This is a genomic window from Pseudomonas sp. BS-2016, assembly GCF_001806145.1.
GTDB classification, from domain to species: domain Bacteria; phylum Pseudomonadota; class Gammaproteobacteria; order Pseudomonadales; family Pseudomonadaceae; genus Aquipseudomonas; species Aquipseudomonas lundensis.
Window position 1 is genome coordinate 490,008 of the sequence record NZ_MLCT01000019.1, and the last position, 25,549, is coordinate 515,556.

A 25,549-nucleotide genomic window follows, 5' to 3' on the forward strand; every position below is an offset into this window, starting at 1 on the left:
TCGAGTGACAGTAGTCGGCCGGTCTTCAAGACTGGCACATACTCGGCAAGTTAACGCGCAGCTTCCCCTGCCGTTTCTTGCTGAACAGCGAGAAATGGCGCCTGGAACCGGTCCCCTGTGACCTGATCCGACAAGCCCTCTCTTCGACACTTAAACCTGTGTGACCAACGCCTTTTGCCAGGCCGGTTGCCTCAGGAAGCAGGCTCATGCCCCGCGTTTGCGGCGTAGCGCCTGTGCTCGCCTGGACCTGCCGTGGAATCCCGCTGACGTTGTCTGTCAGAGGACTCACCATGGGTAACACGTTTATGCCAATCCGCCGTCGCCATCATCGACCTGCCTTGCCGGGCCCTGTGCGATTGCCCCGTTAAACGCAGGTATTTGACCTGCTCGCGAGTACTCACACCATGAATGACGGTTCGAGATTAAGGCCGCCTGCGTAAGCCCCGATGAGGGTGAGCGCAGGCGGCGCAGGAGTAGCACGATGAAACTCACCCTTAAAGAATTTTTCGCAGGTTTTCTGCGGACCCGGCACATCGCACGGCATTTTCGGCGTCTGGCCGTGCTCGACAGCGTGACCCACACCACCGTCAGCCGCGAAGTGCCGCCCACCCTGGCGCAAACCCTGGTAGCCGCGGCCCACAGTGACAGTGCTGAGCTGATCGACCGGCTCGGCACCCACACTGACGGGCTGAGCGAAGCTGAAGCGCAGGCCTTGCGCCAACAGCACGGGCTTAACGAGGTCGAGCACGAACAACCGCTCAGCCGTTGGGTTCACCTGTGGCACTGCTATAAAAACCCCTTCAACTTGTTGCTGACCTTGCTGGCGGGCGTGTCGCTGGCCACCGATGACGTCCAGGCCGCGGTGGTGATTGGCACCATGGTGGTGTTGTCCACAGTGTTGCGCTTCTGGCAAGAGGCCAAGTCCAACAAGGCCGCGGATGCGCTCAAGGCCATGGTCAGCAACACCGCCACGGTGATGCGCCGTGACTTCAGTGCCGATGCGGCGCCGGTGTTTGGCAAATTTTATGGGGCGTCGTTGCACATCAAGGGCGCGCAACGCATCGAGTTGCCGATCAAGCAACTGGTGCCGGGCGACCTGATCGTGTTGTCGGCCGGGGACATGATTCCGGCAGATTGCCGCGTGCTCAGTGCCAAGGACCTGTTCGTCAGCCAGGCAGCCATGACTGGCGAATCCATGCCCGTGGAAAAATTCCCGCACCAGGCAGACCGCGATACCCGCAACCCGCTGGAGCTGGACAACATCGTGTACATGGGCACCAACGTGGTGTCCGGGGCGGCAACCGCCGTGGTGCTGACCACCGGCAATGCCACGTATTTTGGGGCATTGGCCCAGCGCGTCGGCGCCACCGACCGTGGCCCGACGTCGTTCCAGACCGGTGTCAATAAAGTCAGCTGGTTGCTGATCCGTTTTATGTTTGTGATGGCGCCGCTGGTGCTGTTCATCAACGGTTTCACCAAAGGCGATTGGCCCGAAGCCCTGCTGTTTGCACTCTCGGTGGCCGTGGGCCTGACGCCTGAAATGCTGCCCATGATCGTGACCTCGACCCTGGCCAAGGGCGCGGTGTTTCTGTCGCGCAAAAAGGTCATCGTCAAACGGCTGGATGCGATCCAGAACTTTGGTGCGATGGATGTACTGTGCACCGATAAAACCGGGACCCTGACCCAGGACAAAATCTTTCTCGCCCGCCACGTGGATATCTGGGGGCAAGAGTCCGACGACGTGCTGGAAATGGCCTACCTCAATAGCTATCACCAGACCGGCTTGAAGAACCTGCTGGACGTCGCGGTGCTGGAGCATGTTGAGGTGCACCGCGAGCTAAACGTGGGCACGGCCTATCGCAAGGTCGACGAAATTCCTTTCGACTTTAACCGGCGGCGCATGTCGGTGGTGGTGGCCGAGCACGACCGGCCGCACGTGCTGATTTGCAAAGGCGCTGTCGAAGAAGTCCTGTCCGTGTGTCAGTACGTTCGCCACGGCGATGCGCAAGAAGTACTGACCGATGAACTGCTGGCCCGCATTCGCAGCGTCACGGCAGCGTTCAACGAAGAAGGCCTGCGGGTGGTGGGCGTCGCCGCACGTTCCATGGCGCACGGGCGCGACACCTACACCCTGGCGGATGAGCAAGGCCTGACCCTGATCGGCTACGTGGCGTTCCTGGATCCACCCAAAGAGAGCACGGCGCCCGCGCTCAAGGCACTGGCTGAACACGGCGTGGCGGTTAAAGTGCTGACCGGTGACAACGAGTTGGTGACGGCGAAAATTTGCCGGGAAGTGGGGCTGGACCAGCAGGGTTTGTTGCTGGGCAATGACATTGAGCGCATGAGCGATGCCGAACTGGCGGTGGCTGTGGAAACCACCAATGTGTTTGCCAAGCTCACGCCCACCCACAAGGAGCGCATCGTGCGCTTGCTCAAAGCCAATGGCCATGTGGTCGGTTTTATGGGCGACGGGATCAATGACGCCCCGGCATTGCGCACCGCCGACATCGGGATTTCGGTCGACAGCGCCGTGGACATTGCCAAGGAAGCGGCTGACATCATCCTGCTGGAAAAGAGCCTGATGGTGCTGGAGGAGGGCGTGCTGGAAGGGCGTCGCACCTTCGCCAACATGCTCAAGTACATCAAAATGACGGCCAGCTCCAACTTCGGCAATGTGTTCTCGGTGTTGGTGGCGAGCGCCTTTATCCCGTTCTTGCCGATGCTGCCGATGCACCTGCTGGTACAAAACCTGCTCTACGATGTGTCGCAGATTGCGATCCCGTTCGATAACGTCGATGACGACATGTTGAAAAAGCCCCAGCGCTGGCAGCCCGCCGACGTGGGACGTTTCATGTTGTTCTTCGGACCGATCAGCTCGATCTTCGACATCCTGACGTTTTGCCTGATGTGGTACGTGTTTCAGGCCAATACGCCCGAGCATCAGACGCTGTTCCAGTCGGGCTGGTTTGTGGTTGGCCTGCTGACTCAGACCCTGATCGTGCACATGATCCGCACGCCGAAGATTCCATTCCTGCAAAGCCGCGCCGCCATGCCGCTGCTGGTCATGACGGGGGTGATCATGGCGATCGGGATTTTCCTGCCGATGGGGCCATTGGCCAGCTACTTTAAACTGGAGGCGCTGCCACCGCTGTACTTCGTGTTCTTGCCCGTGATCCTGCTGGCGTACATGGGGCTGACCCAAGCGGTGAAAGGGTTCTACATCCGCAAGTTCGGCTGGCAGTAACGCCAGTGCTTACCCATCGCCGCCTGGCCGGGCGGCGATGCCACACAGCGATTGAGTCAGGGATGAAACCATGCAAGCACTCAACAACATCAACCTCTCGTCACTGATCGACACCTTGGTCAGCCTCAGCGCGGCGTTCGTCCTGGGCGGGTTGATCGGTTTCGAGCGTCAATTCCGTCAACGTACCGCCGGCTTGCGCACCAACGTGCTGGTGGCGGTGGGCGCGGCCATTTTTTGTCGACATGGCCAACCGCCTGGGCGGGGCTGAAGGCGCCGTGCGGGTAGTGGCCTATGTGGTTTCCGGCATCGGCTTTTTAGGGGCCGGGGTCATCATGCGGGAAGAAGGCAATGTGCGCGGACTTAACACTGCCGCCACGCTCTGGGCGTCTGCCGCCGTGGGCGCGTGTGCGGGGGCCGACCTGATTCTCGAAGCGCTGCTGGGCACATTGTTCGTACTCGCGGCCAACACCCTGTTGCGCCCGATCGTGAACAACATCAACCGCCAGCCGTTGGACGTGATTTCGTCCGAAGTCACTTACATGGTCTATGTGATTGCGCGACGTCATCAACAAAAGGCTGTGCTCGCCTTGCTGGAGGCCGAGCTTGAGCGCAGCAATTACCCGGCGCGGGATCTGGATCTGCATGCATTTGGCCAGGACGAAGTCGAGATTGAATGCACGCTGGTTGCCACTTCCGTGGACGGCGACGAGCTGGATGCACTGGTCGCGCGAATTTCCACATCAACGTTGGTGGTCCAGGCGTTTTGGAGCCCGAGTACCACGGAGTAACTTCGGGATAACGGAAAGCATCTTTAAGGGAATTCTTACAACAAGAGTCACCAGCGCCCTTCCTCGCGATGGTTTTTTTTTGGCCATTATCCGCAGCTTGATTTGAAATCGGTTTTAACCCGGCAGCGTTTTTTTTGAGCCTGATGAAAGAAGTTTGTAGGATTTTTCCTATACTTCATTTAGGTCTCAATAACTCTGTCTTTTTGGGTTGAAATTAAATCGTGTCTATTCAAAACGGTGATTTTCGCTCGGTGTACACCGGCATTGATACTACGGGCTGGGGTGCATATGCATAAGATTTTGATTGTTGATGATCATCCGTTAATCCGTTCTGCCGTGAGCGCCATCTTGAGCAATCACGGCTATCACGTCGTCGGGGAAACCGATAGCGGGGTGGACGCTGTTCAAATGGCCCGCGAGCATCATGTCGATCTGATTATTCTTGATCTGAGCCTGCCAGGGCTCGATGGCCTTGAAGTCATCAGGCGCATAAAAACCTCGGGCCTTACGAGCCGTATTCTGGTGCTGACCTCCCATTCGCCCCTGCATTATTCACAGCGTTGCATGAAAGCCGGTGCGACCGGGTTTATCACCAAAACCAAAGGCCTTTCCGAAGTTCTGCAAGCGGTAAAAGTCGTGCTTGACGGGTACACCTTTTTTCCCAACTTGAGTGATAGCTCGGTGCGTAGCAGCGATTGCGCCGTGAGTGAGCAGGAGTTGATCGAGCGTTTATCTGGCCGTGAACTGAGCATTCTGAAACAACTGGCACTGGGTAAAACCAACAAGAAAATTGCTGAAGACATGTTGCTCAGCAGTAAAACCATCAGTACGTACAAAGCCCGTCTGATTGAAAAGCTGAACATGAGGTCGGTGGTGTACCTGGCAGAGTTTGCCAAACGTAATGACCTGATCTAAATGAACGCGCTCATCCTCCGGGCGTGGGCTGGCATGGTGGTGCTCGTATTCGGGTGGCCACAAGCCTTTGCTGACCCCTCAGTGCAAACCTTGCAGCTGTTGGGACGCTCGAATGTCGAAGAGTACAGCGTGGTACTTGAGGCCGCCGATGAGCACTGGCTTGAGCAAAAGGGTGTCTTGCGATTAGGGGTGTCTGCCCCCGACAACATGCCTTTCGAGCTGGCCGAAGATGAGCAGTACCTTGAAGGCATCACGGCGGACTATGCGCAACTCCTCTCGCAGTTGCTGCACATCGCGATCGAGGTCAGGCGCTACCCTTCAAGGCCCCTTGCCGTGCAAGCCCTCAAGCAAGGTGAAGTCGACCTGCTGGGCAGCGCCAACGACTTTGAAGCCCAGGACAGGGCGCTCAAGTTGACCCAGGCCTACGCCGAAGACGCGCCGACGCTGGTGACGCGTACGGCGCGAACAGGCCATTTGCCTGCCGATCTGGCTGGCCTGCGGGTGGCGCTGCTGGATCATTATTTACAGCCGCAAAAAGTCCAGGCGTTTTACCCCAAGGCCATCCTGCAACTGTACCCGTCCACCCTGACCGCGATCGGCGCGGTGGCCTTCGGCCAGGCAGACGTCTACCTAGGCGATTTCATCGGCGCCAATTACCTGATCAACAGAAATTACTTGAACAATGTGCAGTTGGCTGACTTCTCGCGCATGGAAGTCACCCCGTTTGCCTTCGCCCTTGAACGGGATAACACCAGGCTGTTGGGTATTGTGAACGCCGCTCTGTCGGCCATTCCGCCCAGTGAACGCATGACGATCCTGCGTCGCTGGAGTTCGGAAGGGCCGCAGGTAAGCGGTCATTGGCGATTAAACCTCAGCAGTAACGAACAGCGCTGGTTGAATGAACACCCGCGATTGAAAGTGGCCATCAATGACCATTACCTGCCGCTGTCATTTATTGATGAGCAGGGCGCCTTCAAAGGCGTGAGCGCGGATGTGTTGCTCAATATCAGTGCTCGAACCGGGTTGGTATTCGAGCCGGTGACGGGGAATTCTGTCGAGGAGTTGATCGCGCTGGTGACCACGGGCGAAGCCGACTTGATGGGCGCTTTCACGCCCAGCAACGCCCGTGAAGGGCAATTGCGCTTTTCCCGGCCTTATCTCACCACGCCCTTTGTGCTTGTCACGCGGGTCGCGCCGGGCAGCCCGACCACCCTGGACCAGATGGCGGGCCAGCGGGTGGCCATGGTGCGGGGCACTGTGCTGCGTGAGTTTGTGCTGCATCACTACCCGCAGGTGCAGGTGCTTGAGGTGGAAAATGCCTGGGAAGCCATGAACAAGGTGGCCCAAGGTGAGGCGGCAGCGGCGGTCAATGCGTTGATCAGCGCGCGCTACATGATTTCGCGCTATTTCCGCGAGCAGTTGCATATCACCAGCACGGTCGGCACACAGCCCGCGCATATCGGATTCGCCACGGCGCAGCACTCATCCGAGTTAAGCAGCATTCTCGACAAAGCCTTGTTGAGTATCAGCCCTGAAGAAATGAGTGCCTTGACCCAGCGCTGGCGCACCACCGGGCAAGAGACAGACAGTTATTGGTTGCGCAATCGTGCCGCGATTCTTCAGGGCTTTGCGATTGCCGCTGTTTTGTTGGCGGTGGCGTTGGGCTGGATTGCTTATCTGCGCCGCGCGGTCATTAAACGTCAGCAATTGCTGGAGCAGCTGCAGGCCGCCAAGCAAAGTGCTGATGAGGCGAACCGGGCCAAAACCACGTTTTTGGCCACCATGAGTCATGAAATTCGTACGCCGATGAATGCTGTGATCGGCATGCTCGAGCTGGCCATGAAAAAAGCCGAGCAGGGTGTGCTGGACCGTTTTGCCATCGAGGTGGCTTCCGGGTCGGCGCGAGAGTTGCTGGCGCTGATCGGGGACATTTTGGACATCGCGCGCATTGAGTCCGGGCATCTGTCTTTAAGCCCTGAACGGGCCAATATTCAGGCATTGGTCGCGTCGGTGTTGCGCATGTTTGACGGGCTGGCACGCCAAAAACGTCTGAGTCTGGTCAGCCATGTGGTCTGTGAAGTGCCCGAGACGGACGCCTGGATTGACCCTTTGCGGTTCAAGCAGATTGTCTCCAACCTGCTGAGCAATGCCATCAAGTTCACGGACGCCGGAGAAGTGAAGCTGGCCTTGTACGTGACGCCGGGCCGCGACCCTTCCCGCCTGAGCGTGAGCGTGCGCGTGAGCGATACGGGCATGGGCATCTCAGAGGCGGATCAGTCACGGTTGTTCAGCCCGTTCATTCAAGCCAGCAACAACACGCAATCCGCCCGCAGTGGCTCGGGCCTGGGGCTGGTTATTTGTCGAACCCTGTGCGAAATGATGGGCGGAACGTTACGCCTGCAGAGCGTGCTGGGGCAGGGGACTCAGGTTGAGGTGCTGTTGCAGGTGCCGCGTCTTGAGCCGATAGCAATGCCCATTGAGCCTGAGTCGGCGCCGCTGCAAAGCCGTTCGTTAACGATTCTGGTGGTGGACGATTATCCGGCGAACCGTCTGTTGCTGGCTCAACAGATGCGCTATCTGGGGCATCAAGTGATTGATGCCGAGCACGGCGCGCGAGGGCTTGAAAGGTGGCATGCGCGCTCATTTGACGTGGTCATTACCGATTGCAACATGCCTGTCATGAACGGGTATGACCTGGCGCGCGCCATACGCGAACAAGAACACCTGCTGGGCATGAAACCGTGCCTGATCCTGGGGTTTACGGCCAATGCTCAACCCGAAGAGGTTGACCGTTGTCTGGAAGCCGGGATGAATAAATGCCTGTTCAAACCCATCAGCCTCAAGGATTTGAGCGACTGCCTGGCGTCGGTTGGTGGGGAGGAGGCCGATGCGCTTTGCGGCGCCGCGCCAGAAATTGACCTGAGGTACCTGCGCGAGACCAGTCAGGGGGATGACGCACAGGTCCAAAAGATGCTGGCCGCTCTGGCCACGAGCAATCAGCAGGACATGGCCCGGCTGTTGGCATTGTTTGTGGACGGCGATCGCAAGGGGTTGATGGGGTTGGCGCATGGGGTTAAAGGCGGTGCGCGCCTGATCGACGCGCGGGACGTGATCCAGCGGTGTGAGCGCCTCGAAGACGCTTGTACTGCCAGCCATGCGCCCGAGCTGACCGAGACTGTAGACGCTTTGTATCAAAGCATGGAAAGGCTCGATGAACTGCTTGCGCCTTATCTGGATGATGATGAATCGGGCGCCTGACAAGACAAATGGCCTCTTGAAATGGTGTGGGCAGCACTTATTTTGCTGGTGCCGTGGCCTGGCGCTGCCAGGCATCGGTAAACGTTCCAACGACACACTTGCTGATGGTTCAACTTAAATGCCAACGAAATCATTGCGAATCTTGATCGCCGACGCAGAGCGAAAAGAGGCTCTGAAGATAGAGAGGGCGCTTAACGGTTTGGGCTATTTCCGCATTGCGCCACTGGACCGGATTGAAGCCCTGCTGGGGCTCGGGGATGCCGAGAAACATGCGTTTGATGTGTTGCTGATCAGTCAACGCATGGCGGCCGCTGCGGGTTTTGATCGACCCGACGCCTGCAAGGAGCACCCGCAATACAAACACGTGCTGGTGTATGCCAGTGCCCATGACGTTGCACAACGGGTCAACGCGTTGATGCAGAGCATTGACGTGCCGGACACCACGTCAGGCTTGTCGGACTGAGGTTGGCCCGTTAATGTCCGGGGCTTCTTAAGCGCGTTCATAAAGGAGCCGGTGGCATGTCAGACGTCGTTGTGGTGCAAGCGGACTATTTGAATCCTGTTCACGCACAGGCCGTCAGGGATGTGCTCAACCATTACGCCCGGGACCCGATGGGGGGCGGTGAAGCCTTATCGGATGCGGTTCTTCAGGCGTTGCCCGCTGAACTGGCCAAGCGTCCGCATGCGTTTAGCGTACTGGCCTTCGTAGGCGGCCAGGCCGCGGGGTTGATTAACTGCTTCGAAGGGTTTTCCACTTTCGCCGGTAAACCGCTGGTCAACGTTCACGACGTGTCAGTGGTCGATACCTATCGGGGGTTGGGCTTGAGCCAACACATGCTGGAGAAAGTTGAAGCCATCGCCCGTGAGCGCGGTTGCTGCAAAATCACCCTCGAAGTGCTGGAAGGCAATCCGGTGGCTCAGGGCTCCTATCGCAAGTTTGGCTTTAGCGAAGGCCAACTGAATCCGGCACACGGGCGCATGCTGTTCTGGAATAAATACTTGTAAGGCTTGCCGCCGGTGGCTTCAGGCGGGTGCCCGGCGAGCCGTGTTTGAATTGCCTGGGGCTGCTTGCGCCAGCCCCGTTCGTGCCCTGCGTTGCCCGCTGCCTAGGGCAGGCGCATTAGAGCTTCCATTCAATTCCCACGTTGACGGTACGGGGATCCCCCCAGAACACTCCGTTATAAAAGCCGACATTGTCGTAGTACTTCTGATCGAACAGGTTTTTGACGTTCAGTGTGGCCGACAGGTGTTTGTCGAATTCGTAGCGGGCCATCAGATCCACCAGGGTGTAGGACTTTTGAGTGATGGTATCGGCGACGGTAATCGGCTCGCCCTTTTCATCTTTGCCACCGGTTGGGCGCCAAGCCTCACGGAATATGTCGCTTTGCCAGTTTACGGCTGCACCCACTGTCAGGGCTCGCCATTGGCCGGGCAGCCGATAGGTGCTTGAGAGCTTGAACAGGTTTAACGGCGATGCACTGTTGAGGCGTTGACCTTCACTGTCCCGCGAATGGGTGTAGGTGTAACCGGCCATCATGTTCCAGTCGCGCATGACTTCTCCGGCCAGTTCTATTTCAAAGCCCTTGATCTTGTTGCCTTTGCCGGCTGATTTGTAATATTCCTCGCCATTCGGGCCGCGGGGCACGGAGTCATCTATCACAGGTACGTTGTCTTGCGTGCTCCAGAACACGGCGCTCGAGAGATTCAACCGCTCTTGCAGAAAGCTGCCCTTGAGGCCCACTTCGTAGTTACTGCCGACCACCGGCTCAAGGTAAGTCTTGTTGATGGTTTTCTCTTCGGACGGTTTGAAAATATCGGTGTAGCTCACGTAGGCCGTGAGGTGCTCGGTGAAGTCATAGAGCAGCCCGGCGTACGGGGTGAGCATGTCGTTATGCAGTTGGGTGACTTTGTTTTTTTGGGTCAGTCGGTACGTGGTTTCGTCGTATTCCTTGTTGAGGTTGGTGCCTTTCCAGCTGCCGTAACGCGTGCCCAGCACCGCGTGCCATTGATCGCTGAGGTTAAAGCGTGTTGCCAGGTACCCGGCTTTCTGCTGGGTGGTGTCCCGGCTTTGCTCCAGCCCGGTGTTGATGTCCTGGAATTTGGGCACGTTGCTCAGGTTCTGCCAGTCGGGCACCTGTATGTAACCTTCCGGGTTGCGATCAATTAACCAGGGCGAGGTATTGACGAACGTTGCCTCCCCGTAGCCAAACATCAGCTCGTGATCGCGACCGAACAGCGGGTACGTGCCTGAAATATTGATGTCCATGGCGGTCATGGATTCGTCGCCCGTCATGTGCTTGGTATAGGCCTGCATGCCCGTGCCATCGGCTTGCGGAAAACCGCCCCCGGCGTAATAAACACTGCCGTCTGTACTGCTGATGCGATGGGTGTAAGCCGCTTTGAGGCGCCAGTCGCTGAATAGACGTTGATCCAGCGTGGCAAACGCCGTTTTGTCTTGTTTGGGCCATGAACTCCAGGGCGCTACCCAATTGGTTGCACGGCCCAGCCCGGCTTTTCCCCCTGCGCCATTCCAATAGGGCAATGTGCCCCAGGATGTGCCCTGGACCTCTTTGTTGAAGTAGTCATAACCCACCGAGAGGGTGGTGTCGTCGGTGAGGTCGGCTTCAAGAATGCCGTAGGCCACTTCTCGTTTGAGGGCGTAGTGATCGCGAAAGGACTTGGCGTCACGGTAGGCCAGTACGCTGCGGCCGCGCAAACGGCCGTCAAGGCCCAATGGACCGCCGACATCCACGTAGCTGTAATAGTCGTCGTAACTACCGCCACTGACGCCCACTTTGGCGGCCAGTTCATGAGTCGGGCGCTTGCGGATCATGTTGATAGTGGCGGACGGATCACCCGCACCGGTGGTCAGGCCCGTGGCGCCGCGCACCAGCTCGATGCGGTCATAAATGATCGTGTCGGCGTCGGTTTTCATGTTGCTGAATGTGTTGAGCATCCCGTCGATTTGAAAGTTCTGGATGGAATAGCCCCGGGATGAATAACTGACGCGATCTGTGTCGTTGTGTTGCACCACCACGCCGGTGGTATGGCGCATCGCTTCGGTGAGGGTGTTGAGGTTGAAGTCGTCCATTTCCTGACGGGTGACGACCGAAACCGACTGCGGGGTGTCGCGGATGCTCAGATTGAGCCGGGTGGCGGTATTGGTCGAACCGGTGGTGTAAGCGCCTGTGTGCTCAGTGATGGCGCCTAAACCCTGGGCGGTGATGCTGGTCTTGGGGAGTTCCAGCGTGGGGGTTGGGGCTGGCTCATCCTTCTCGGCCTCGGACGCTGCCAGCAGTTGGGCGGTGAAAACACTGCCGAGCAGGCCGAGGGCGAACGTGACGGGACGGGGTATGGGCGCGTACATGGCTGTCGGCTCCTTATCGTTGTTGTGAAGTGGTTCACATAAAACGAGCGATAAGGAGGCAAATTAGCCAAATGGGAAATGTTCTTATTTCAAAATATGTCTTTGCGCAACTCAAGGTCAACGAGGCGGTCGGGCCGCCTCGTTGTGGGGTTATTGCTTGGCGATTTCGCCGGGAGCCGGGTGTTTGGGTTTGATCAGGCTGAAGTCGATCAAGGCTTTTTGCGGACGCGAGTAGGGGTCGCCGATCAGTTGCGGGCGGGCTACGAATTGATCGCTGACCAGGCTTTTCTTGTCGTCCAGCTCATCGGCGGACAGCCCGGCCAGGTCGCTCCAGGTGTGAATGAATTGCGAGCTGCTGTACGGGCGACTCAGGTCACGGGTGAAATTCCATGGGTGGTTTTCACGCCATTTCGGTGAGGCCCAGGCCATGAAGGGAATGGTGTACATCGGGGCCGTCGGTTTTGCTTCGTTGCGCCCCAGCGTGCTGTGGCCGACCGAGTCGAACACGTCTTCGCCGTGGTCGGACAGGTACAGCAGGAAACCGTTGGGATCGGTCTTGGCGAAGTCCTTGATCAGGCTCGACACCACGAAGTCGTTGTACAGCACCGCATTGTCGTAACTGTTGTAGGTCGGCACCTGATCGTCCGTCAGGCCGGCGGGTACACCTGTGCGGTCAGTAAATGTGTCGAAGCTGGGCGGGTAACGGTACTGGTAGCTCATGTGGGTGCCCAGCAAGTGAACCACGATCAGTTTTCGCGGTGCGCTGTCGGCGAGGATTTTCGAGAACGGCTCCAGCACGTCGCCATCGTACTGACGGGCGTTCTGATTGCGGTTGTTGTTGAGGTAGACCTGTTCGTCCGCTTGCTCGGAGAAGGTGGTGAGCATGGTGTTGCGCTTGGTCATGGTCTGCTGGTTGGTCACCCAGAAGGTTTTGTAGCCCGCCTGCTTCATCACACTGACCAGCGACGGCGTGCTCAGGTACAGGTCGGGGTTTTCTTCGTCCGCAAACGTCAGCACTTGTTGCAAGGCCTCGATGGTGTACGGACGCGGGGTCACGACGTTGTCGAAAATCGACAGCTGATCGCGCAGTGCGTCGAGGTTGGGCGTGGTTTTGCGGTTGTAGCCATACAGGCTCATGCGCTGGCGGTTGGTTGACTCACCGATGATCAGCACCAGCGTGGCAGGCTTGCCCGCTTCACTGTCCTTGAGATGGGTCAACGGCGGGATTTTGCTGGCGCTGGCCAACATGCCCTGCATGCTGTCCAGTTGCTCAAGGTAACGGCGATACGCCACTACCATCTGCCATGGCACCGCAGGTTCGACGCGGCTTTCAAAGCTTTCCATCGCAGCGGCCAGGGTGTCGTGTTTGAGCGTTTGCTTGATCAACGGGTAACCCACGACGGCGACCAGAATACCGACGGCGGCGGCCCATGCCTGAACGCGGGGCAAGTACACCGGCCTTAAACGCGTCCACAGGAATACGGCCACGGCGGTATGTGCCAGGAAGGCCAGCACCATCCACCAGGCAAAGTACTGGGTCAGGTATTCGCCCGCTTCAGAGATGTTCGATTCGAACATGATGAAGATGACGCTTTGGGAAAATTCCTGCTGATAGATGAAGAAATAGCCGAGGCTGGCCAGGGAACAAGCCCACAACACAACGCCAATAATCGCCGCGAGTACGCGAGTGCGGGCGGGGAAGAGCAGCATCGGGGCGAGCCAGATTGCGCTCATGACGAAGGCCTGACGGAAGCCGGAAAAGCCCGAGGTGCCGGTCAGCTGGATCAACAGTTGAGTGATGCCGGAAAAGTACCAGAAGAACAGAAACAGCCAGCCCAGGCCTGCCCAGTCGAACCCTTTAGCCGAGGTGGCATCGCGTTTAAACATCCCCATACAGCGCTCCAGCTGATAACCACTTGGATGGTTGGCGCAGCAAGGCGTGGCCAACGCGTCAGCGCTGCATCAAGAGTTGAGCAGCATTCGAGCGTTGAAGTATCAACAAGGGGATGTGAAAACTTTGTCGCGAAATGGCGAGCATTCACTCGCCATGGCGGGCGGGTGTCAGTTCAGGTGGGCGGCTGAGCGTGTCAGGGAAAGAGGCGATTGGCCGAGGGCCAGTTGCTGGCGCAAGTGCTCGACCTGTTGCAGTAACTGCGCGTTGTCGTCCTTGAGCTGACGCAACTCATCACGACGGATCGTGACATAGAGGGTTTGCGCGGGTCGTGCGGACAGTACTGTGGTCATGGTTCACCTCTTTTTTGACATCTTCGATCGAGTACCCGAACGGCCCGCTGCGGGTCGTGGGTCACTGCCGGGGTGAATTGTGATTTCTTTTGTCAGTGAAGTGAACTTTTATATTTTTCGTTGTCCGCGTGCCTTCGTCCGTCGCCAGAACGTATTGAATAGGGAATCTGTTACCTCTCATGTGCGAAACTATGCGCCATGCGCTAGGACTAATCCTCAGCGAGGCACTTTACGCATCGCTGCACTAGAGTGTTGTAACCCTTTTTTATTTTGTGTTTGGAGCATCAGTACATGCAGTTGGGAATTATTGGATTGGGCCGTATGGGCGGTAATATCGCACGGCGTCTGATGCTCAATGGGCATACCACCGTGGTTTTTGACCGCAATACCGATTTCGTCAGCGCGCTGGAAAAGGACGGTGCAACCGGTGTTGCCGACCTTCAGGCGCTGGTCGACGGCCTGTCCAAGCCACGTGCAGTGTGGGTGATGCTGCCCTCCGGTGCACCGACCGAAGACACCATCGAGACCTTGAGCCAACTGCTCGATGCCGATGACATCATCATCGACGGTGGCAACACGTTCTATAAAGATGACATCCGGCGTGCCGCATCGCTGGCCGCAAAAGGCATCCGTTATGTGGATGTCGGCACGTCGGGCGGTGTGTGGGGCCTGGAGCGCGGTTACTGCATGATGATCGGCGGTGACACGGCGGTGGTTAAGCACCTCGACCCGTTGTTCGCCACGCTGGCGCCGGGCATGGGAGACATCCCGCGTACCAAAGACCGCGTGTCTGACGATGACCGTGCCGAACGTGGCTACATTCATGCAGGCCCAGCGGGTTCCGGTCACTTCGTGAAAATGGTTCACAACGGTATCGAGTACGGCCTGATGCAGGCTTATGCCGAAGGCTTCAACGTGATGAAAATGAAGGCTTCCGAAAACTTGCCGGAAGACCAGCGCTTTGATCTCAACCTGGCCGATATCGCTGAAGTCTGGCGCCGTGGCAGCGTGGTGTCGTCCTGGTTGCTGGACCTGACAGCCGATGCTCTGGCCACCGATGCACCGCTGGACGGTTTCTCGGGTGCGGTGGCTGACAGCGGCGAAGGTCGCTGGACCATCGAAGCGGCCATGGAGCAATCGACGCCGGTTCCTGTCCTGTCCAGCGCATTGTTTGCCCGTTACAGCTCCCGTCAGCAAAGCCTGTATGGCGACAAAATGTTGTCGGCCATGCGCTTTGGTTTCGGCGGCCACGTTGAGACCCCTAAAAAATGACTGACCTGTCCAGCCAACCCGACGCCAAGCCGGCACCGCCCACCACACTGTTTCTGTTTGGTGCGCACGGTGACCTGGTCAAGCGCTTGCTGATGCCCGCGCTGTATAACTTGAGTCGTGACGGTTTGCTGGACGATGGCCTGCGCATTGTGGGCGTTGACCACAATGCGATCAGTGATGAAGGCTTTGCCAAGAAGCTGGAGGACTTCATTCGCACGGAAGCCTCCAGCAAGGTCGATCATCCTGATGGTCATGGCTTGGATGCCGCGTTATGGGCCTCGCTGGCAAAAAACATCAGCTACGTGCAGGGCGACTTTCTGGACGACAGTACCTACGCGGCGCTGGAACAGAAGATTGCCGCCAGTGGCACGGGCAATGCGGTGTTTTACCTGGCGACTGCGCCGCGCTTCTTCAGTGAAGTGGCGCAGCGTCTGGGTGCCAGCGGGTTGCTCAATGAAACCCCGGATGCATTTCGCCGGGTCGTGATTGAAAAACCTTTTGGCTCGGACCTCGAAACAGCCCAGGCATTGAACGCTTGCCTGCTAAGGGTCATGAGCGAGAAGCAGATCTACCGGATAGACCACTACCTGGGCAAAGAGACGGTCCAGAACATTTTGGTCAGCCGCTTTTCCAACGGGCTGTTCGAAGCCTTTTGGAACAATCATTACATTGACCATGTGCAGATCACCGCGGCCGAAACCGTGGGGGTCGAGACACGCGGCAGTTTTTACGAACACACGGGTGCGTTGCGCGACATGCTGCCCAATCACCTGTTTCAGTTGTTGGCGATGGTGGCCATGGAGCCACCTGCCGCGTTCGGCGCAGACGCGGTGCGGGGCGAAAAGGCCAAGGTCATCGGCGCGATTCGTCCCTGGTCGATTGAAGACGCGCGCAAATATTCAGTGCGCGGGCAGTACACCCAGGGTGAGTCCGGCGGTAAGCCAGTGCCCGGTTACCGCGAAGAAAACAATGTGGCGCCCGACAGCACGACGGAAACCTACGTCGCTCTCAAAGTGATGATCGACAACTGGCGCTGGGTAGGCGTGCCGTTTTATCTGCGCACCGGCAAGCGTATGAGTGCCCGGGACACGGAAATTGCCATTTGCTTCAAGCCTGCGCCTTATGCGCAGTTTCGTGATACCGACGTTGAGCGCATGCAGCCCAACTATTTGCGCATTCAGATCCAGCCCAATGAAGGCATGTGGTTTGACTTGCAGGCCAAGCGTCCGGGACCGGGCCTGAAAATGGCCAATATCGAGTTGGGATTTGCCTACAAGGATTTCTTCAAAATCCAGCCTTCCTCGGGTTACGAAACGTTGATTTACGATTGCCTGACGGGCGATCAGACGCTGTTCCAGCGCGCCGATAACATCGAAAACGGCTGGCGAGGCGTGCAGCCCTTTTTGGACGCCTGGCGCGAACACACTGAAGTCCAATCCTACAGGGCCGGCGAAGATGGTCCTGAAGCAGCTAAAGACCTGTTGGCCCGCGATGGCCGGGTGTGGCTGAACATAGGATGAGCGCGTGAAATCCGATTCAATCCAACTGGTGCTGTGCGACATGGACGGCACCCTGCTGCGCCCGGACCACTCCCTGAGTGAGGCCACGGTGGCGGCGGTCAGGCAACTGCAAGATGCTGACGTCTCGTTCACATTGGCTTCGGGGCGCCCGCCGCGCGCGATGCGCGATCAGATCGAGCAGTTGGGCATCATCTTGCCCACGGCGGCCTTCAATGGCGGAGTATTGGTCGATGCAGATGGCCAGTACCTGAAGTCGCACCACATACCGGTAGACGCGGTACGCCAGAGCTTGAAGGTGTTGTCAGCCTACCCGGTGGATCTGTGGGTGTTCGCTGATGATCAATGGTATTTGCGCGATCCAGACGGCCCGATGGTGGATCATGAGCAGCGCGCACTCGGTTACGCCCCTGTGGTGGTTGACTGTTTTGAGCCGCACCTGGAGCGCGTTGACAAAATCGTGGCCGCCAGTCGTGACGCGCAACTGTTGATCCAGCTTGAGCACCGCCTGCACGACGAACTGGCTGGCAAGGCACTGGCGAGCCGCTCTCAAGCGTTCTATCTCGATATCACGGCGCCGAAGGCGAACAAGGACGAAGCCCTGGTGGCGTTGGCGCACATGCTGGATGTGCCGTTGTCCCGGACCATGGCCATTGGTGATGGGGGCAATGATCCGGCGATGTTCGAAAAGGCCGGGCTATCAATCGCCATGGGGCAAGCGGATGAAGCCATCAAGGTGAAGGCGACCCATGTCACGGGCACCAATGTGCAAGACGGTGTTGCGCAGGCGCTCGAGCGCTATGTCCTTCGGCCTCAGAAGCACTGAGTAAGTCATTTTGTCCGGCGTTTGGCAGGATCGCGGCCTGCTAGCGTGGTTTGCGGCTTGTTATAGTCCTTGGCTTATGGCCGGCAACGGCACTTAACAAAGGATTCAGGTGATGTCTCAGTACCAGGCGTTTGAGGTTGAGTTAGACGGCAATATTGCTCACGTGCGGATCAATCGACCGGAAAAGGTCAACGCGATGAATGCGGCGTTCTGGACTGAGATCATCGATATTTTCCGCTGGATCGACGAGACCGATGCCGTTCGGGCAGTGGTCATCAGCGGTGCCGGCAAGCATTTCTCGGCGGGTATCGACCTCATGTTGCTGGCCTCGGTCGCCAACGAAATGGGCAAGGATGTAGGGCGCAATGCGCGCTTGTTGCGGCGCAAGATCTTGCAGATGCAAGACTCTTTCAATGCCGTGGATCGCTGCCGTAAGCCTGTACTGGCGGCGGTTCAAGGTTACTGTCTGGGCGGTGCGATTGATCTGATTGCCGCGTGTGACATGCGATATGCCGCTGAAGACGCGCAGTTTTCGATCAAGGAAATCGACATGGGCATGGCCGCCGACGTGGGTACTCTCCAGCGTTTGCCGCGCATCATTGGCGATGGCATGCTCCGCGAAATGGCCTACACCGGGCGTATGGTCGGTGCCGAAGAGGCGCGCGCCATCGGGCTGGTCAACCGTGTTTACCCCGACCATGATGCGCTGCTTGCAGGCGTTATGGGGATCGCACGTGAGATTGCCGGCAAGTCGCCTATTGCGATTGGTGGCACCAAGCAGATGATCGGTTACATGCGCGATCACCGGGTGGACGATGGCCTGGAATACGTGGCTACCTGGAACGCAGCCATGCTGCAATCCGCCGATTTGCGCGTCGCGATGACGGCGCACATGACCAAGAACACTCCGCAATTTCTCGACTGACGCCTGCGCGGCGTCAGCGTTTAACCCTGACAAGGACCTTGTATGACACCGCGTTGGACCACCGCAGTACTGGACACCAACCTTTCGGGCGGCCGTGCCGTGGCGCGCAGCCCGGAGGGCTTTCTGGTTAACGATGATGGGCCGCTGTTTTCGCGTGAGTGGCTGGCTTCACAGTCGCTACCGGTGATGGCTGAACACGGGATCGGTTATCTGGATGGCGAGCCGGTGTATGTGCTGGAGCTGGAGCGCGCGGTGGAGGTGGAGGGCTGTCGCTGGCAAGGGTTGCGCGCCTTTATGCTGGAAGGCGATCACACGTTGTACAAGGTGTTGGGCTATGCCGCTCAGATTGCGACGTGGGCGCGCGAGCATCGGTTCTGCGGGCGTTGCGGCCGGGCGATGATTCAAGTGCCCGGGGAGCGGGCGATGTACTGCTCGCCTTGCGAGTTGCGCAGTTATCCGCGTATTTCACCGAGCATGATCGTGCTGATTACCCGAGGAGATGAGGTGTTGTTGGCGCGGTCCCCGCGCTTTGTCCCTGGTGTCTACAGCACATTGGCGGGGTTTGCCGAGCCGGGGGAGTCGGCGGAGGAGTGCCTGATCCGCGAGGTGCGCGAAGAAGTGCAGCTTGAGGTCAAGAATATCCAGTATGTGGGCAGCCAGTGCTGGCCGTTCCCGCACTCCATGATGTTGGGTTTTCATGCGGAGTATGCCGGCGGGGAAATCGTGCCACAGCCCGACGAGATTGAAGATGCGCAATGGTTCAATGTGCATCACCTGCCGCCGTTGCCGGCGTCGCGCTCGATTGCGCGTTATCTCATCGACCTGTACGTGGCGCGTCGTTTAGGCCTGGCCGAACCAGTGTTGCCAGGCTAGGCGTACAGTCAGCCCCAATACCACGGTGATGAATACCGGACGAATGAATTTGGCCCCGCCGCTGATTGCGCTGCGGGCGCCAAAGAAGGCGCCGACCATGACTGCCAGGCCCATGCTCAGGCCAATGATCCAGTCCACATGCCCGGAAAAGATGAACACCGACAGGGCTGCAATATTGCTCACGAAGTTCATGCTGCGCGCTACCCCGCTGGCTTTCACCAGATCGATGGGATAAAGCAGCATGCTGCTGACGGTCCAGAAGGCCCCCGTTCCAGGCCCTGCAACGCCGTCGTAGAACCCGAGACTGAAACCTTGAGGCAACTGCCACTTCTTTTTGATCGGAGCCTCGTTGTCGATCGGGGTTTTGGGCGTGCCTCCGAATAAAAGGTACAACCCGCACGCAAAAACAATCACTGGCAGCATTTTATTGAGCCATTCGGCAGGCATGTAATGCGCGACGATGGCGCCAATCAGGGCGCCCGCCAACGTGCCGAAAATCGCCAGTTTCCACTCCCGTGGGTGAAACAGCTTGCGCCGGTAAAAGGTGAAGCTGGCAGTGGCGGCGCCGAAGGTCGAGCTGAGCTTGTTGGTGCCCAGTACCAAGTGCGGCGGTAACCCTGCGGTGAGCAATGCAGGCGTGGTAAGCAGGCCGCCACCGCCGGCGATGGCATCGATGAAGCCGGCCACAAAGGCCACGGCAGCCAGAATGGCGAGGGTGGTCAAATCTACGCTGAGTTCAAAAGGCATGGGATCGACTTAATTCGGCGGGACGTACGGCGCAGGTGCGCGGGAAGGGCATCATCTTACCCATAACCCGACAGGGCGGCGACAGGCATGTCGATGATTTGCCACGTGCCGCTGGGTCAACAATTGGTCAGGTAAAACAAACCGCGTGGCCCTGCAGCCTGTGCAAGTGTTATTGCCGGTTTCCCCCCAATGACCCCGACGCTGCCATTGCTTGAGGCTCTGACTTTCACCGGTCAGTCGGAGTCAGCTTGAAAGGCGAGGGTTTATATTCCTTAAATCTATCTAATTCCATATTTATATATCTGTATTGCATATAAGACTTGCGCTTGATCGGTGTTCTGGCGCTTTATTAAGGCCATTGCGGTGCAAGATCAGAATTTGGGAATGCTCCTACGGCTTTTCTTGTGCGCGGCTCTTTTTTCGCAGGCTTCGATAGGGTAGTTGTAAAGGCCCCTGAACCTGTTTGCCTCCCGCTTCTGTTATCAAGCAATGCCTGATGCCGGAATTCGATCAGTGAGTGTTCACAATGGACAAACGACCTCTTTATTTCGATTACGCTGCCACCACGCCTGCCGATCCTCGCGTCATTCAGGTGATGGTGGATTGCCTCAGTTTCGAGGGTAACTTCGGGAACCCGGCTTCCAGTTCACATGTGTTCGGTCGGCAAGCGCGTGCCGTGGTTGAGCAGGCCCGGGCGCAAGTTGCCCGGTTGGTTGGAGCCATGCCCTCACAGATTGTCTGGACATCCGGGGCCACGGAGTCCAACAACCTGGCGCTCAAGGGAGTGGCGTCAGGCAGTGGCTTGACCCGCGGACATATCATTACCAGCCAGATCGAGCACAAGGCCGTCTTGGACACCGCGTTGTTTTTGCAGCAATCAGGCTTTGATGTGACCTGGCTGAAGCCGGACGTCAACGGGCTGATCAGTGTGCAGCAAGTCCGGGATGCGTTGCGCGAAGATACCTTGCTGGTTTCGTTGATGCTGGTGAACAACGAACTGGGAACAGTCAACGATATCCAGTCCATCGGGCAGCAGGTGCGCGAGCATGGAGCCCTTTTCCACGTGGATGCCGCACAAGGCGCAGGAAAGATGGCCATTGATCTCAGCCGTTTGCCGGTGGATTTGATGTCCTTTTCTGGGCACAAGATTTACGGGCCTAAAGGAATTGGCGCTTTGTATGTTGGCCCACGGGCTCAGGACCGGCTGCATGCGCAGATGCATGGCGGGGGGCATGAGTTGGGTCTGCGCTCCGGTACGTTGGCCACACACCAAATTGCAGGCATGGGCGCGGCGTTTGAGCTGGCCGAGCAGCAGTTTAGTGAAGAGCTGGCGCATATCTGCCGCTTACGTGAGCGTTTACTGGATCAACTGGCCGGTATTGCCGGTTTGCGGTGTAACGGTTGTCAGACTCATCGGATTCCTCACACACTGAGTCTGACTTTCGTTGAGGGCAACTTCGACAGTGCGGTGCTGGCGGCTGATGTAGCGTATTCGGCCACGTCGGCGTGTAATTCGGCCAGTCATGCCCCGTCCCATGTACTGCTCGCCTTGGGCCTGAGTGCAGAAGAAGCATCGCGCACCCTTCGCTTGAGTTTTGGACGCTTTACATCTGAGGAAGACGTTGATGCGCTGGCCAGCGCTATTCACGCGGCAACACACGTCGCCACGCCGTTTTGGGCAGTTGCTCAACCTTAGTTGCTGATTCATGATCAGGGCTTCATAACAATGACCATTGGCCTGCAGGAGAGAGGATGAGTACTCAGTTGTTGAATCAAGGATCGGTTGTGCAGCGCCTGGCGCGGGTCCGGTCAGTCATGAGCGAGCATGGCGTCCATGCGTTGCTGGTGCCTTCCGCCGATCCTCATCTATCAGAGTATTTGCCTGCGTACTGGCAAGGTCGGCAGTGGTTGTCGGGTTTTCAGGGTTCGGTCGGTACGTTGATCGTGACGCCGACATTTGCAGGTTTATGGGCCGATAGCCGCTACTGGGAACAGGCGGCCAAAGAGCTAGCGGGCAGCGGCATCGAATTGGTCAAACTGATGCCCGGGCAACCTGGCCCGCTTGAATGGCTGGCCGAGCAAACCCCTGAAGGTGAAACCGTCGCAGTGGACGGTTCAGTGCTGGCCTTGGCGCCTTCCCGCACACTGGAAAACAGGTTGAAAGAGCGGGGTGCGCAATTGCGTACCGATATCGACGTGTTGGGGCTGGTGTGGGAGGGGCGTCCCTCGCTCCCTGTTCAGCCGTTGTACGAACATGCGGCGCCACAGGCCACTGTGAGCCGTGCAGAAAAGCTGGCGCAATTGCGAGAAACGCTGCAACAGCGTCAGGCCGATGCGCACTTTATTGCTACGTTGGACGATATCGCCTGGCTTTTTAATCTCCGCGGTTCGGACGTTTCCTTTAATCCTGTATTCCTCTCGTTTGCATTGATTGAACACACACAAGCCTCTTTGTTTGTCGATCTGAACAAGGTCGGTGCCGAACTCAAGCGTACTTTGCAGCGTGAGGGCGTAATGCTGCGCGATTACAGCGAGATCGCAGACGCCTTGGCGGCCTTGCCAGCGTCGACCCGTTTACTGCTGGATCCTGCGCGTGTCACGTGTGGGCTGATTGCCAATGTAAACAAGGAGGTCAAGCTGGTTGAAGGCATAAACCCTACAACGTTAGCTAAAGCCCAAAAGAAGCCCGAAGATGCCGTTCACATCCGTCAGGCAATGGAGCAGGACGGCGCGGCGTTGTGCGAGTTCTTTGCGTGGCTGGAGTCCGCTTGGGGCCGCGAGCGTATTACCGAACTGACCATTGATGAACGATTGACGGCTGCCCGGGCACTTCGTCCGGGTTTCGTGTCGTTGAGCTTCAATACCATTGCGGCATTTAACGCAAATGGTGCGATGCCTCATTACCATGCGACCGAGCAGGAACATGCTGTGATCGAAGGTAATGGCCTGCTTCTGATTGACTCGGGTGGGCAGTATCTGGGTGGCACAACGGATATCACGCGGATGGTGCCGGTGGGGGAGGTCAGTGCTGAACAAAAACAGGACTGCACCCGCGTGCTCAAAGGTGTCATTGCATTGTCCAGAGCCCGTTTTCCGAAAGGTATTTTGTCTCCTTTGCTGGACTCGATCGCGCGCGCACCCCTCTGGGCGGATAACGTCGATTACGGGCACGGTACCGGACATGGGGTCGGTTATTTTCTGAACGTGCATGAAGGCCCGCAAGTGATTGCTTACCAGGCCGCGGCTGCCCCGCATACGGCCATGCTGCCGGGGATGATTACCTCCATAGAACCTGGTACGTACCGGCCGGGGCGCTGGGGGGTGCGAATTGAAAACCTGGTCTTGAATCAAGAAGCGGGGGCGTCAGAATTTGGCACGTTCTTGAAGTTTGAAACGCTTACGTTGTGTCCGATTGACACGCGCTGTCTTCAAGTTGAGCTATTAACGTGCGAAGAGTTGGATTGGCTCAATGGCTATCACGCGCACGTTCGTGAGCGCTTGGCGCCGTTGCTGGCAGGCGATGCGCTGGCCTGGCTGAACACGCGCACTGAGCCTGTAGTCAACGCGCGGTCATAACAAGAAAGCCACGCAATCAATTTCACAGGGTTGCGTGGCTCACTTTTATGGCTGTTTTACTTGCAGATGATGATCAGGCTTCGGCTGGTGTAACCCGCCGGGTTCAAGCCGAAGGGATAATCTCCCGGCTCTTCGGCGGAGTCCCCTGATTTTGCGAGGGTGCGAAAACCTTTTTCGCCACAGGATCGCGCAGCCTCGGCATAACATTTGTCCCACGACGAAGACAATCCTGAGCAGTTGATATGCATCCCTCGTTTGCCATGTTTCACAGTGGTTTCTGAGGTTGCCGCACAGCCTGCTAGTGCCAATGCTGCCAAACCTATCAAAAAGCGTTTCATTCCTGTCCTTAAGCGTTAGCGTCGGGTTGCGGAGGTGGGTGCCGAACTGCCTTGCCCGTGGCTATTTATAGATCTCCCTGTCCTGAACCACCCAATTGACTCTCACGGTGATTAAACATCGCTCAAATGAGAGTCAATTACCAGAGCTTATAGCGATTGGGCTGTCATTCGGCTTTAGTCACAGGCTTTGTGTGGCCGCGCATGGTTAAAGTTGCACCGACTGACGCCATGATGATGCACAAGATGGCCATCCACTGTACGAACGACAGCACTTCATTAAGAAACAGCAGGCCTGATAGTGCTCCGAATGCCGGTTCTATGCTCATGAGCGTGCCGAATGTGCGTGTGGGCATGCGGGTCAGTGCAACCATTTCCAAGGTATAGGGCAGGGCGGTCGACAGTACAGCTACACCGATGGCCACCGGGATCAGGCTTGGCGTCAATAACGTTGCGCCTGCGTGGACGATGCCGATCGGTGCAATGAATAACGCCGCAATGATCACGCCCAGTGCTGCAGTCTGCACGCCGTTGTCGGCCCCTGCTTTCTGTCCGAACAAGATATAGAGCGCCCAGCAAACACCAGCCCCTAGGGCGTACCCGGCCCCTAATAAGTCAATGCCATGTGTGCTTTCGCCAACCGGAATCAGTAGTAAGAGGCCCGTGATCGCAAGCGCAATCCAGACGAAATCAATGGCTCTGCGGGATGAATAGATAGCGACTGCCAAAGGACCTGTGAATTCAAGTGCTACGGCTATGCCGAGTGGGACCGTTTGCAATGACATATAGAAGAGGAAATTCATCCCGCCTAACGCGATGCCATAAACAATCACAGTCTTCAGGGACTTGGCGGTGAGCTTGGCTCGCCAGGGACGCAGAATGAGCAGCATGATGAGGCTGGCAAAGATCAGGCGCAGCGTAGTGGTGCCTTGCGCACCCACGATCGGGAACATGCTCTTGGCAAGGGAGGCGCCAGATTGAATAGACGCCATGGCTATGAGAAGTAAGCCGACCGGTAATAGAGCTGATGTAAGGCGTTGAGTCTGCTTTGTCATATAGGGGTGGCCTGAGAAGGGATGCAGTCATATTAAGAGGGGCATGATGCGCAAGTTATTAAGGCTGTGCAATATAGTGCGCAATTGAGGGGGGCACATTGGTTTTGAGCTTTTCACAACTAAAGCGAACACAGGGCTTGACTCAGAATTCCAGCGGCCTATAATTCGCCCCACTTCCGGCGCAGTCGAAACGGAAAACTCCTTGAGTTTCAATGAGTTAGACAGTTTTGACGATGCCAGCTTCAAATCATCGAAGCAGGAAATGAGGTGTTGACAGCAGCGTGTAACGCTGTAGAATTCGCCTCCCGCTGACGAGAGATCGAAAGCGCAAGTGGTTGATGTTACAGAGGAAACTTTGAAAACATCTTAAAGTAACCGCTTGACAGCAACAGAGGCTGCTGTAGAATGCGCGCCTCGGTTGAGCGAAAGCTTAACCAACCGCTCTTTAACAACTGAATCAAGCAATTCGTGTGGGTGCTTGTGGAGTCAGACTGATAGTCAAAAAGATTATCAGCATCACAAGTTACTCCGCGAGAAATCAAAGATGTAACCAACGATTGCTGAGCCAAGTTTAGGGTTTTCTCAAAACCCAAAGATGTTTGAACTG

18 protein-coding genes and 2 pseudogenes are annotated in these 25,549 nt (G+C 57.4%); 13 read left to right on the forward strand and 7 right to left on the reverse strand.

All coding sequences use genetic code 11. The features are described from left to right. Positions 1-481: 481 nt before the first annotated feature. The 6 genes and pseudogenes from mgtA (at position 482) to BKD70_RS12685 (ending at position 9,210) form a co-directional block, all read left to right on the forward strand. Positions 482-3,244, forward strand: a complete 2,763-nt coding sequence (gene mgtA / locus BKD70_RS12660) for a magnesium-translocating P-type ATPase (RefSeq protein WP_047276492.1) — start codon at positions 482-484, stop codon at positions 3,242-3,244. Between the two features lie 70 nt (positions 3,245-3,314). Then, positions 3,315-4,032, forward strand: a pseudogene (locus BKD70_RS12665) (MgtC/SapB family protein). 288 nt (positions 4,033-4,320) lie between these two features. After that, positions 4,321-4,947, forward strand: coding sequence for a response regulator transcription factor (locus tag BKD70_RS12670; RefSeq protein ID WP_047276489.1), 627 nt, complete (start codon positions 4,321-4,323; stop codon positions 4,945-4,947). Then, entirely contained in the window at positions 4,948-8,205 is a 3,258-nt protein-coding gene (locus tag BKD70_RS12675) for a transporter substrate-binding domain-containing protein (protein WP_047276487.1), read from the forward strand. A 118-nt stretch (positions 8,206-8,323) separates the two neighbouring features. Next, positions 8,324-8,668: a hypothetical protein gene (locus BKD70_RS12680; RefSeq protein ID WP_047276485.1), complete on the forward strand. Its 345-nt coding sequence runs from the start codon at positions 8,324-8,326 to the stop codon at positions 8,666-8,668. A gap of 56 nt (positions 8,669-8,724) precedes the next feature. Then, on the forward strand, positions 8,725-9,210 hold the full coding sequence (locus BKD70_RS12685) for a GNAT family N-acetyltransferase (protein WP_047276483.1): 486 nt from the start codon (positions 8,725-8,727) through the stop codon (positions 9,208-9,210). A 115-nt stretch (positions 9,211-9,325) separates the two neighbouring features. Here the strand turns inward: BKD70_RS12685 and BKD70_RS12690 are convergent, their stop codons facing one another. The 3 genes from BKD70_RS12690 to BKD70_RS12700 form a co-directional block, all read right to left on the reverse strand. Continuing rightward, positions 9,326-11,572 (reverse strand): TonB-dependent siderophore receptor, encoded by a 2,247-nt coding sequence (locus BKD70_RS12690; RefSeq protein WP_047276481.1) that lies wholly within the window; start codon positions 11,570-11,572, stop codon positions 9,326-9,328. A 150-nt stretch (positions 11,573-11,722) separates the two neighbouring features. Beyond that, the gene (locus BKD70_RS12695; RefSeq protein ID WP_047276479.1) at positions 11,723-13,465 is read right to left on the reverse strand and encodes a phosphoethanolamine transferase CptA; all 1,743 of its coding nucleotides are present in this window, start codon (positions 13,463-13,465) and stop codon (positions 11,723-11,725) included. Between the two features lie 168 nt (positions 13,466-13,633). Next, complete coding sequence (locus tag BKD70_RS12700; RefSeq protein WP_047276477.1) at positions 13,634-13,816, reverse strand: DUF6026 family protein; 183 nt, start codon at positions 13,814-13,816, stop codon at positions 13,634-13,636. A gap of 291 nt (positions 13,817-14,107) precedes the next feature. Between BKD70_RS12700 and gnd the strand changes: the two genes are divergently transcribed. The 5 genes from gnd (at position 14,108) to nudC (ending at position 19,229) form a co-directional block, all read left to right on the forward strand. Next, positions 14,108-15,088, forward strand: a complete 981-nt coding sequence (gnd, locus tag BKD70_RS12705) for a phosphogluconate dehydrogenase (NAD(+)-dependent, decarboxylating) (RefSeq protein ID WP_047276476.1) — start codon at positions 14,108-14,110, stop codon at positions 15,086-15,088. Further along, on the forward strand, positions 15,085-16,608 hold the full coding sequence (zwf, locus tag BKD70_RS12710; protein ID WP_047276474.1) for a glucose-6-phosphate dehydrogenase: 1,524 nt from the start codon (positions 15,085-15,087) through the stop codon (positions 16,606-16,608). Before gnd ends, zwf begins: the two co-directional genes overlap by 4 nt. 40 nt (positions 16,609-16,648) lie before the next feature. After that, complete coding sequence (locus BKD70_RS12715; RefSeq protein WP_047277290.1) at positions 16,649-17,431, forward strand: Cof-type HAD-IIB family hydrolase; 783 nt, start codon at positions 16,649-16,651, stop codon at positions 17,429-17,431. 112 nt (positions 17,432-17,543) lie between these two features. After that, positions 17,544-18,356: a crotonase/enoyl-CoA hydratase family protein gene (locus BKD70_RS12720; RefSeq protein ID WP_047276472.1), complete on the forward strand. Its 813-nt coding sequence runs from the start codon at positions 17,544-17,546 to the stop codon at positions 18,354-18,356. 42 nt (positions 18,357-18,398) lie between these two features. Then, positions 18,399-19,229: an NAD(+) diphosphatase gene (gene nudC / locus BKD70_RS12725; protein WP_047276470.1), complete on the forward strand. Its 831-nt coding sequence runs from the start codon at positions 18,399-18,401 to the stop codon at positions 19,227-19,229. On the opposite strand, the gene BKD70_RS12730 is transcribed toward nudC, so the two are convergent. Further along, the gene (locus tag BKD70_RS12730; protein WP_047276468.1) at positions 19,197-19,976 is read right to left on the reverse strand and encodes a TSUP family transporter; all 780 of its coding nucleotides are present in this window, start codon (positions 19,974-19,976) and stop codon (positions 19,197-19,199) included. The two genes, nudC and BKD70_RS12730, sit on opposite strands and share 33 nt — an antisense overlap. A 526-nt stretch (positions 19,977-20,502) precedes the next feature. On the opposite strand from BKD70_RS12730, the gene BKD70_RS12735 reads away from it, so the two are divergent. Both BKD70_RS12735 and BKD70_RS12740 read left to right on the forward strand, forming a co-directional pair. Beyond that, positions 20,503-21,672: a cysteine desulfurase family protein gene (locus BKD70_RS12735; RefSeq protein ID WP_047276466.1), complete on the forward strand. Its 1,170-nt coding sequence runs from the start codon at positions 20,503-20,505 to the stop codon at positions 21,670-21,672. Positions 21,673-21,728: 56 nt separating this feature from the next. Then, positions 21,729-23,552, forward strand: a complete 1,824-nt coding sequence (locus BKD70_RS12740; RefSeq protein WP_047276464.1) for an aminopeptidase P family protein — start codon at positions 21,729-21,731, stop codon at positions 23,550-23,552. Positions 23,553-23,608: 56 nt separating this feature from the next. Here BKD70_RS12740 and BKD70_RS24255 read toward each other — a convergent pair whose 3' ends face one another. The 3 genes and pseudogenes from BKD70_RS24255 to BKD70_RS25370 form a co-directional block, all read right to left on the reverse strand. After that, entirely contained in the window at positions 23,609-23,890 is a 282-nt protein-coding gene (locus BKD70_RS24255) for a hypothetical protein (protein WP_047277875.1), read from the reverse strand. Between the two features lie 164 nt (positions 23,891-24,054). Then, positions 24,055-24,942 (reverse strand): threonine/homoserine exporter RhtA, encoded by an 888-nt coding sequence (rhtA, locus tag BKD70_RS12745; RefSeq protein WP_047276461.1) that lies wholly within the window; start codon positions 24,940-24,942, stop codon positions 24,055-24,057. A 341-nt stretch (positions 24,943-25,283) separates the two neighbouring features. After that, positions 25,284-25,549: pseudogene (locus tag BKD70_RS25370) on the reverse strand (hypothetical protein); the annotation flags it as partial.

What these genes read in the sequence shown, in the direction of transcription:
- mgtA (WP_047276492.1), top strand. Translation starts at nt 482, where the DNA reads ATGAAACTCACCCTTAAAGAATTTTTCGCAGGTTTTCTGCGGACCCGG.
- BKD70_RS12670 (WP_047276489.1), top strand. Translation starts at nt 4,321, where the DNA reads ATGCATAAGATTTTGATTGTTGATGATCATCCGTTAATCCGTTCTGCC.
- BKD70_RS12675 (WP_047276487.1), top strand. Translation starts at nt 4,948, where the DNA reads ATGAACGCGCTCATCCTCCGGGCGTGGGCTGGCATGGTGGTGCTCGTA.
- BKD70_RS12680 (WP_047276485.1), top strand. Translation starts at nt 8,324, where the DNA reads ATGCCAACGAAATCATTGCGAATCTTGATCGCCGACGCAGAGCGAAAA.
- BKD70_RS12685 (WP_047276483.1), top strand. Translation starts at nt 8,725, where the DNA reads ATGTCAGACGTCGTTGTGGTGCAAGCGGACTATTTGAATCCTGTTCAC.
- BKD70_RS12690 (WP_047276481.1), bottom strand. Translation starts at nt 11,572, where the DNA reads ATGTACGCGCCCATACCCCGTCCCGTCACGTTCGCCCTCGGCCTGCTC.
- BKD70_RS12695 (WP_047276479.1), bottom strand. Translation starts at nt 13,465, where the DNA reads ATGGGGATGTTTAAACGCGATGCCACCTCGGCTAAAGGGTTCGACTGG.
- BKD70_RS12700 (WP_047276477.1), bottom strand. Translation starts at nt 13,816, where the DNA reads ATGACCACAGTACTGTCCGCACGACCCGCGCAAACCCTCTATGTCACG.
- gnd (WP_047276476.1), top strand. Translation starts at nt 14,108, where the DNA reads ATGCAGTTGGGAATTATTGGATTGGGCCGTATGGGCGGTAATATCGCA.
- zwf (WP_047276474.1), top strand. Translation starts at nt 15,085, where the DNA reads ATGACTGACCTGTCCAGCCAACCCGACGCCAAGCCGGCACCGCCCACC.
- BKD70_RS12715 (WP_047277290.1), top strand. Translation starts at nt 16,649, where the DNA reads ATGGACGGCACCCTGCTGCGCCCGGACCACTCCCTGAGTGAGGCCACG.
- BKD70_RS12720 (WP_047276472.1), top strand. Translation starts at nt 17,544, where the DNA reads ATGTCTCAGTACCAGGCGTTTGAGGTTGAGTTAGACGGCAATATTGCT.
- nudC (WP_047276470.1), top strand. Translation starts at nt 18,399, where the DNA reads ATGACACCGCGTTGGACCACCGCAGTACTGGACACCAACCTTTCGGGC.
- BKD70_RS12730 (WP_047276468.1), bottom strand. Translation starts at nt 19,976, where the DNA reads ATGCCTTTTGAACTCAGCGTAGATTTGACCACCCTCGCCATTCTGGCT.
- BKD70_RS12735 (WP_047276466.1), top strand. Translation starts at nt 20,503, where the DNA reads ATGGACAAACGACCTCTTTATTTCGATTACGCTGCCACCACGCCTGCC.
- BKD70_RS12740 (WP_047276464.1), top strand. Translation starts at nt 21,729, where the DNA reads ATGAGTACTCAGTTGTTGAATCAAGGATCGGTTGTGCAGCGCCTGGCG.
- BKD70_RS24255 (WP_047277875.1), bottom strand. Translation starts at nt 23,890, where the DNA reads ATGAAACGCTTTTTGATAGGTTTGGCAGCATTGGCACTAGCAGGCTGT.
- rhtA (WP_047276461.1), bottom strand. Translation starts at nt 24,942, where the DNA reads ATGACAAAGCAGACTCAACGCCTTACATCAGCTCTATTACCGGTCGGC.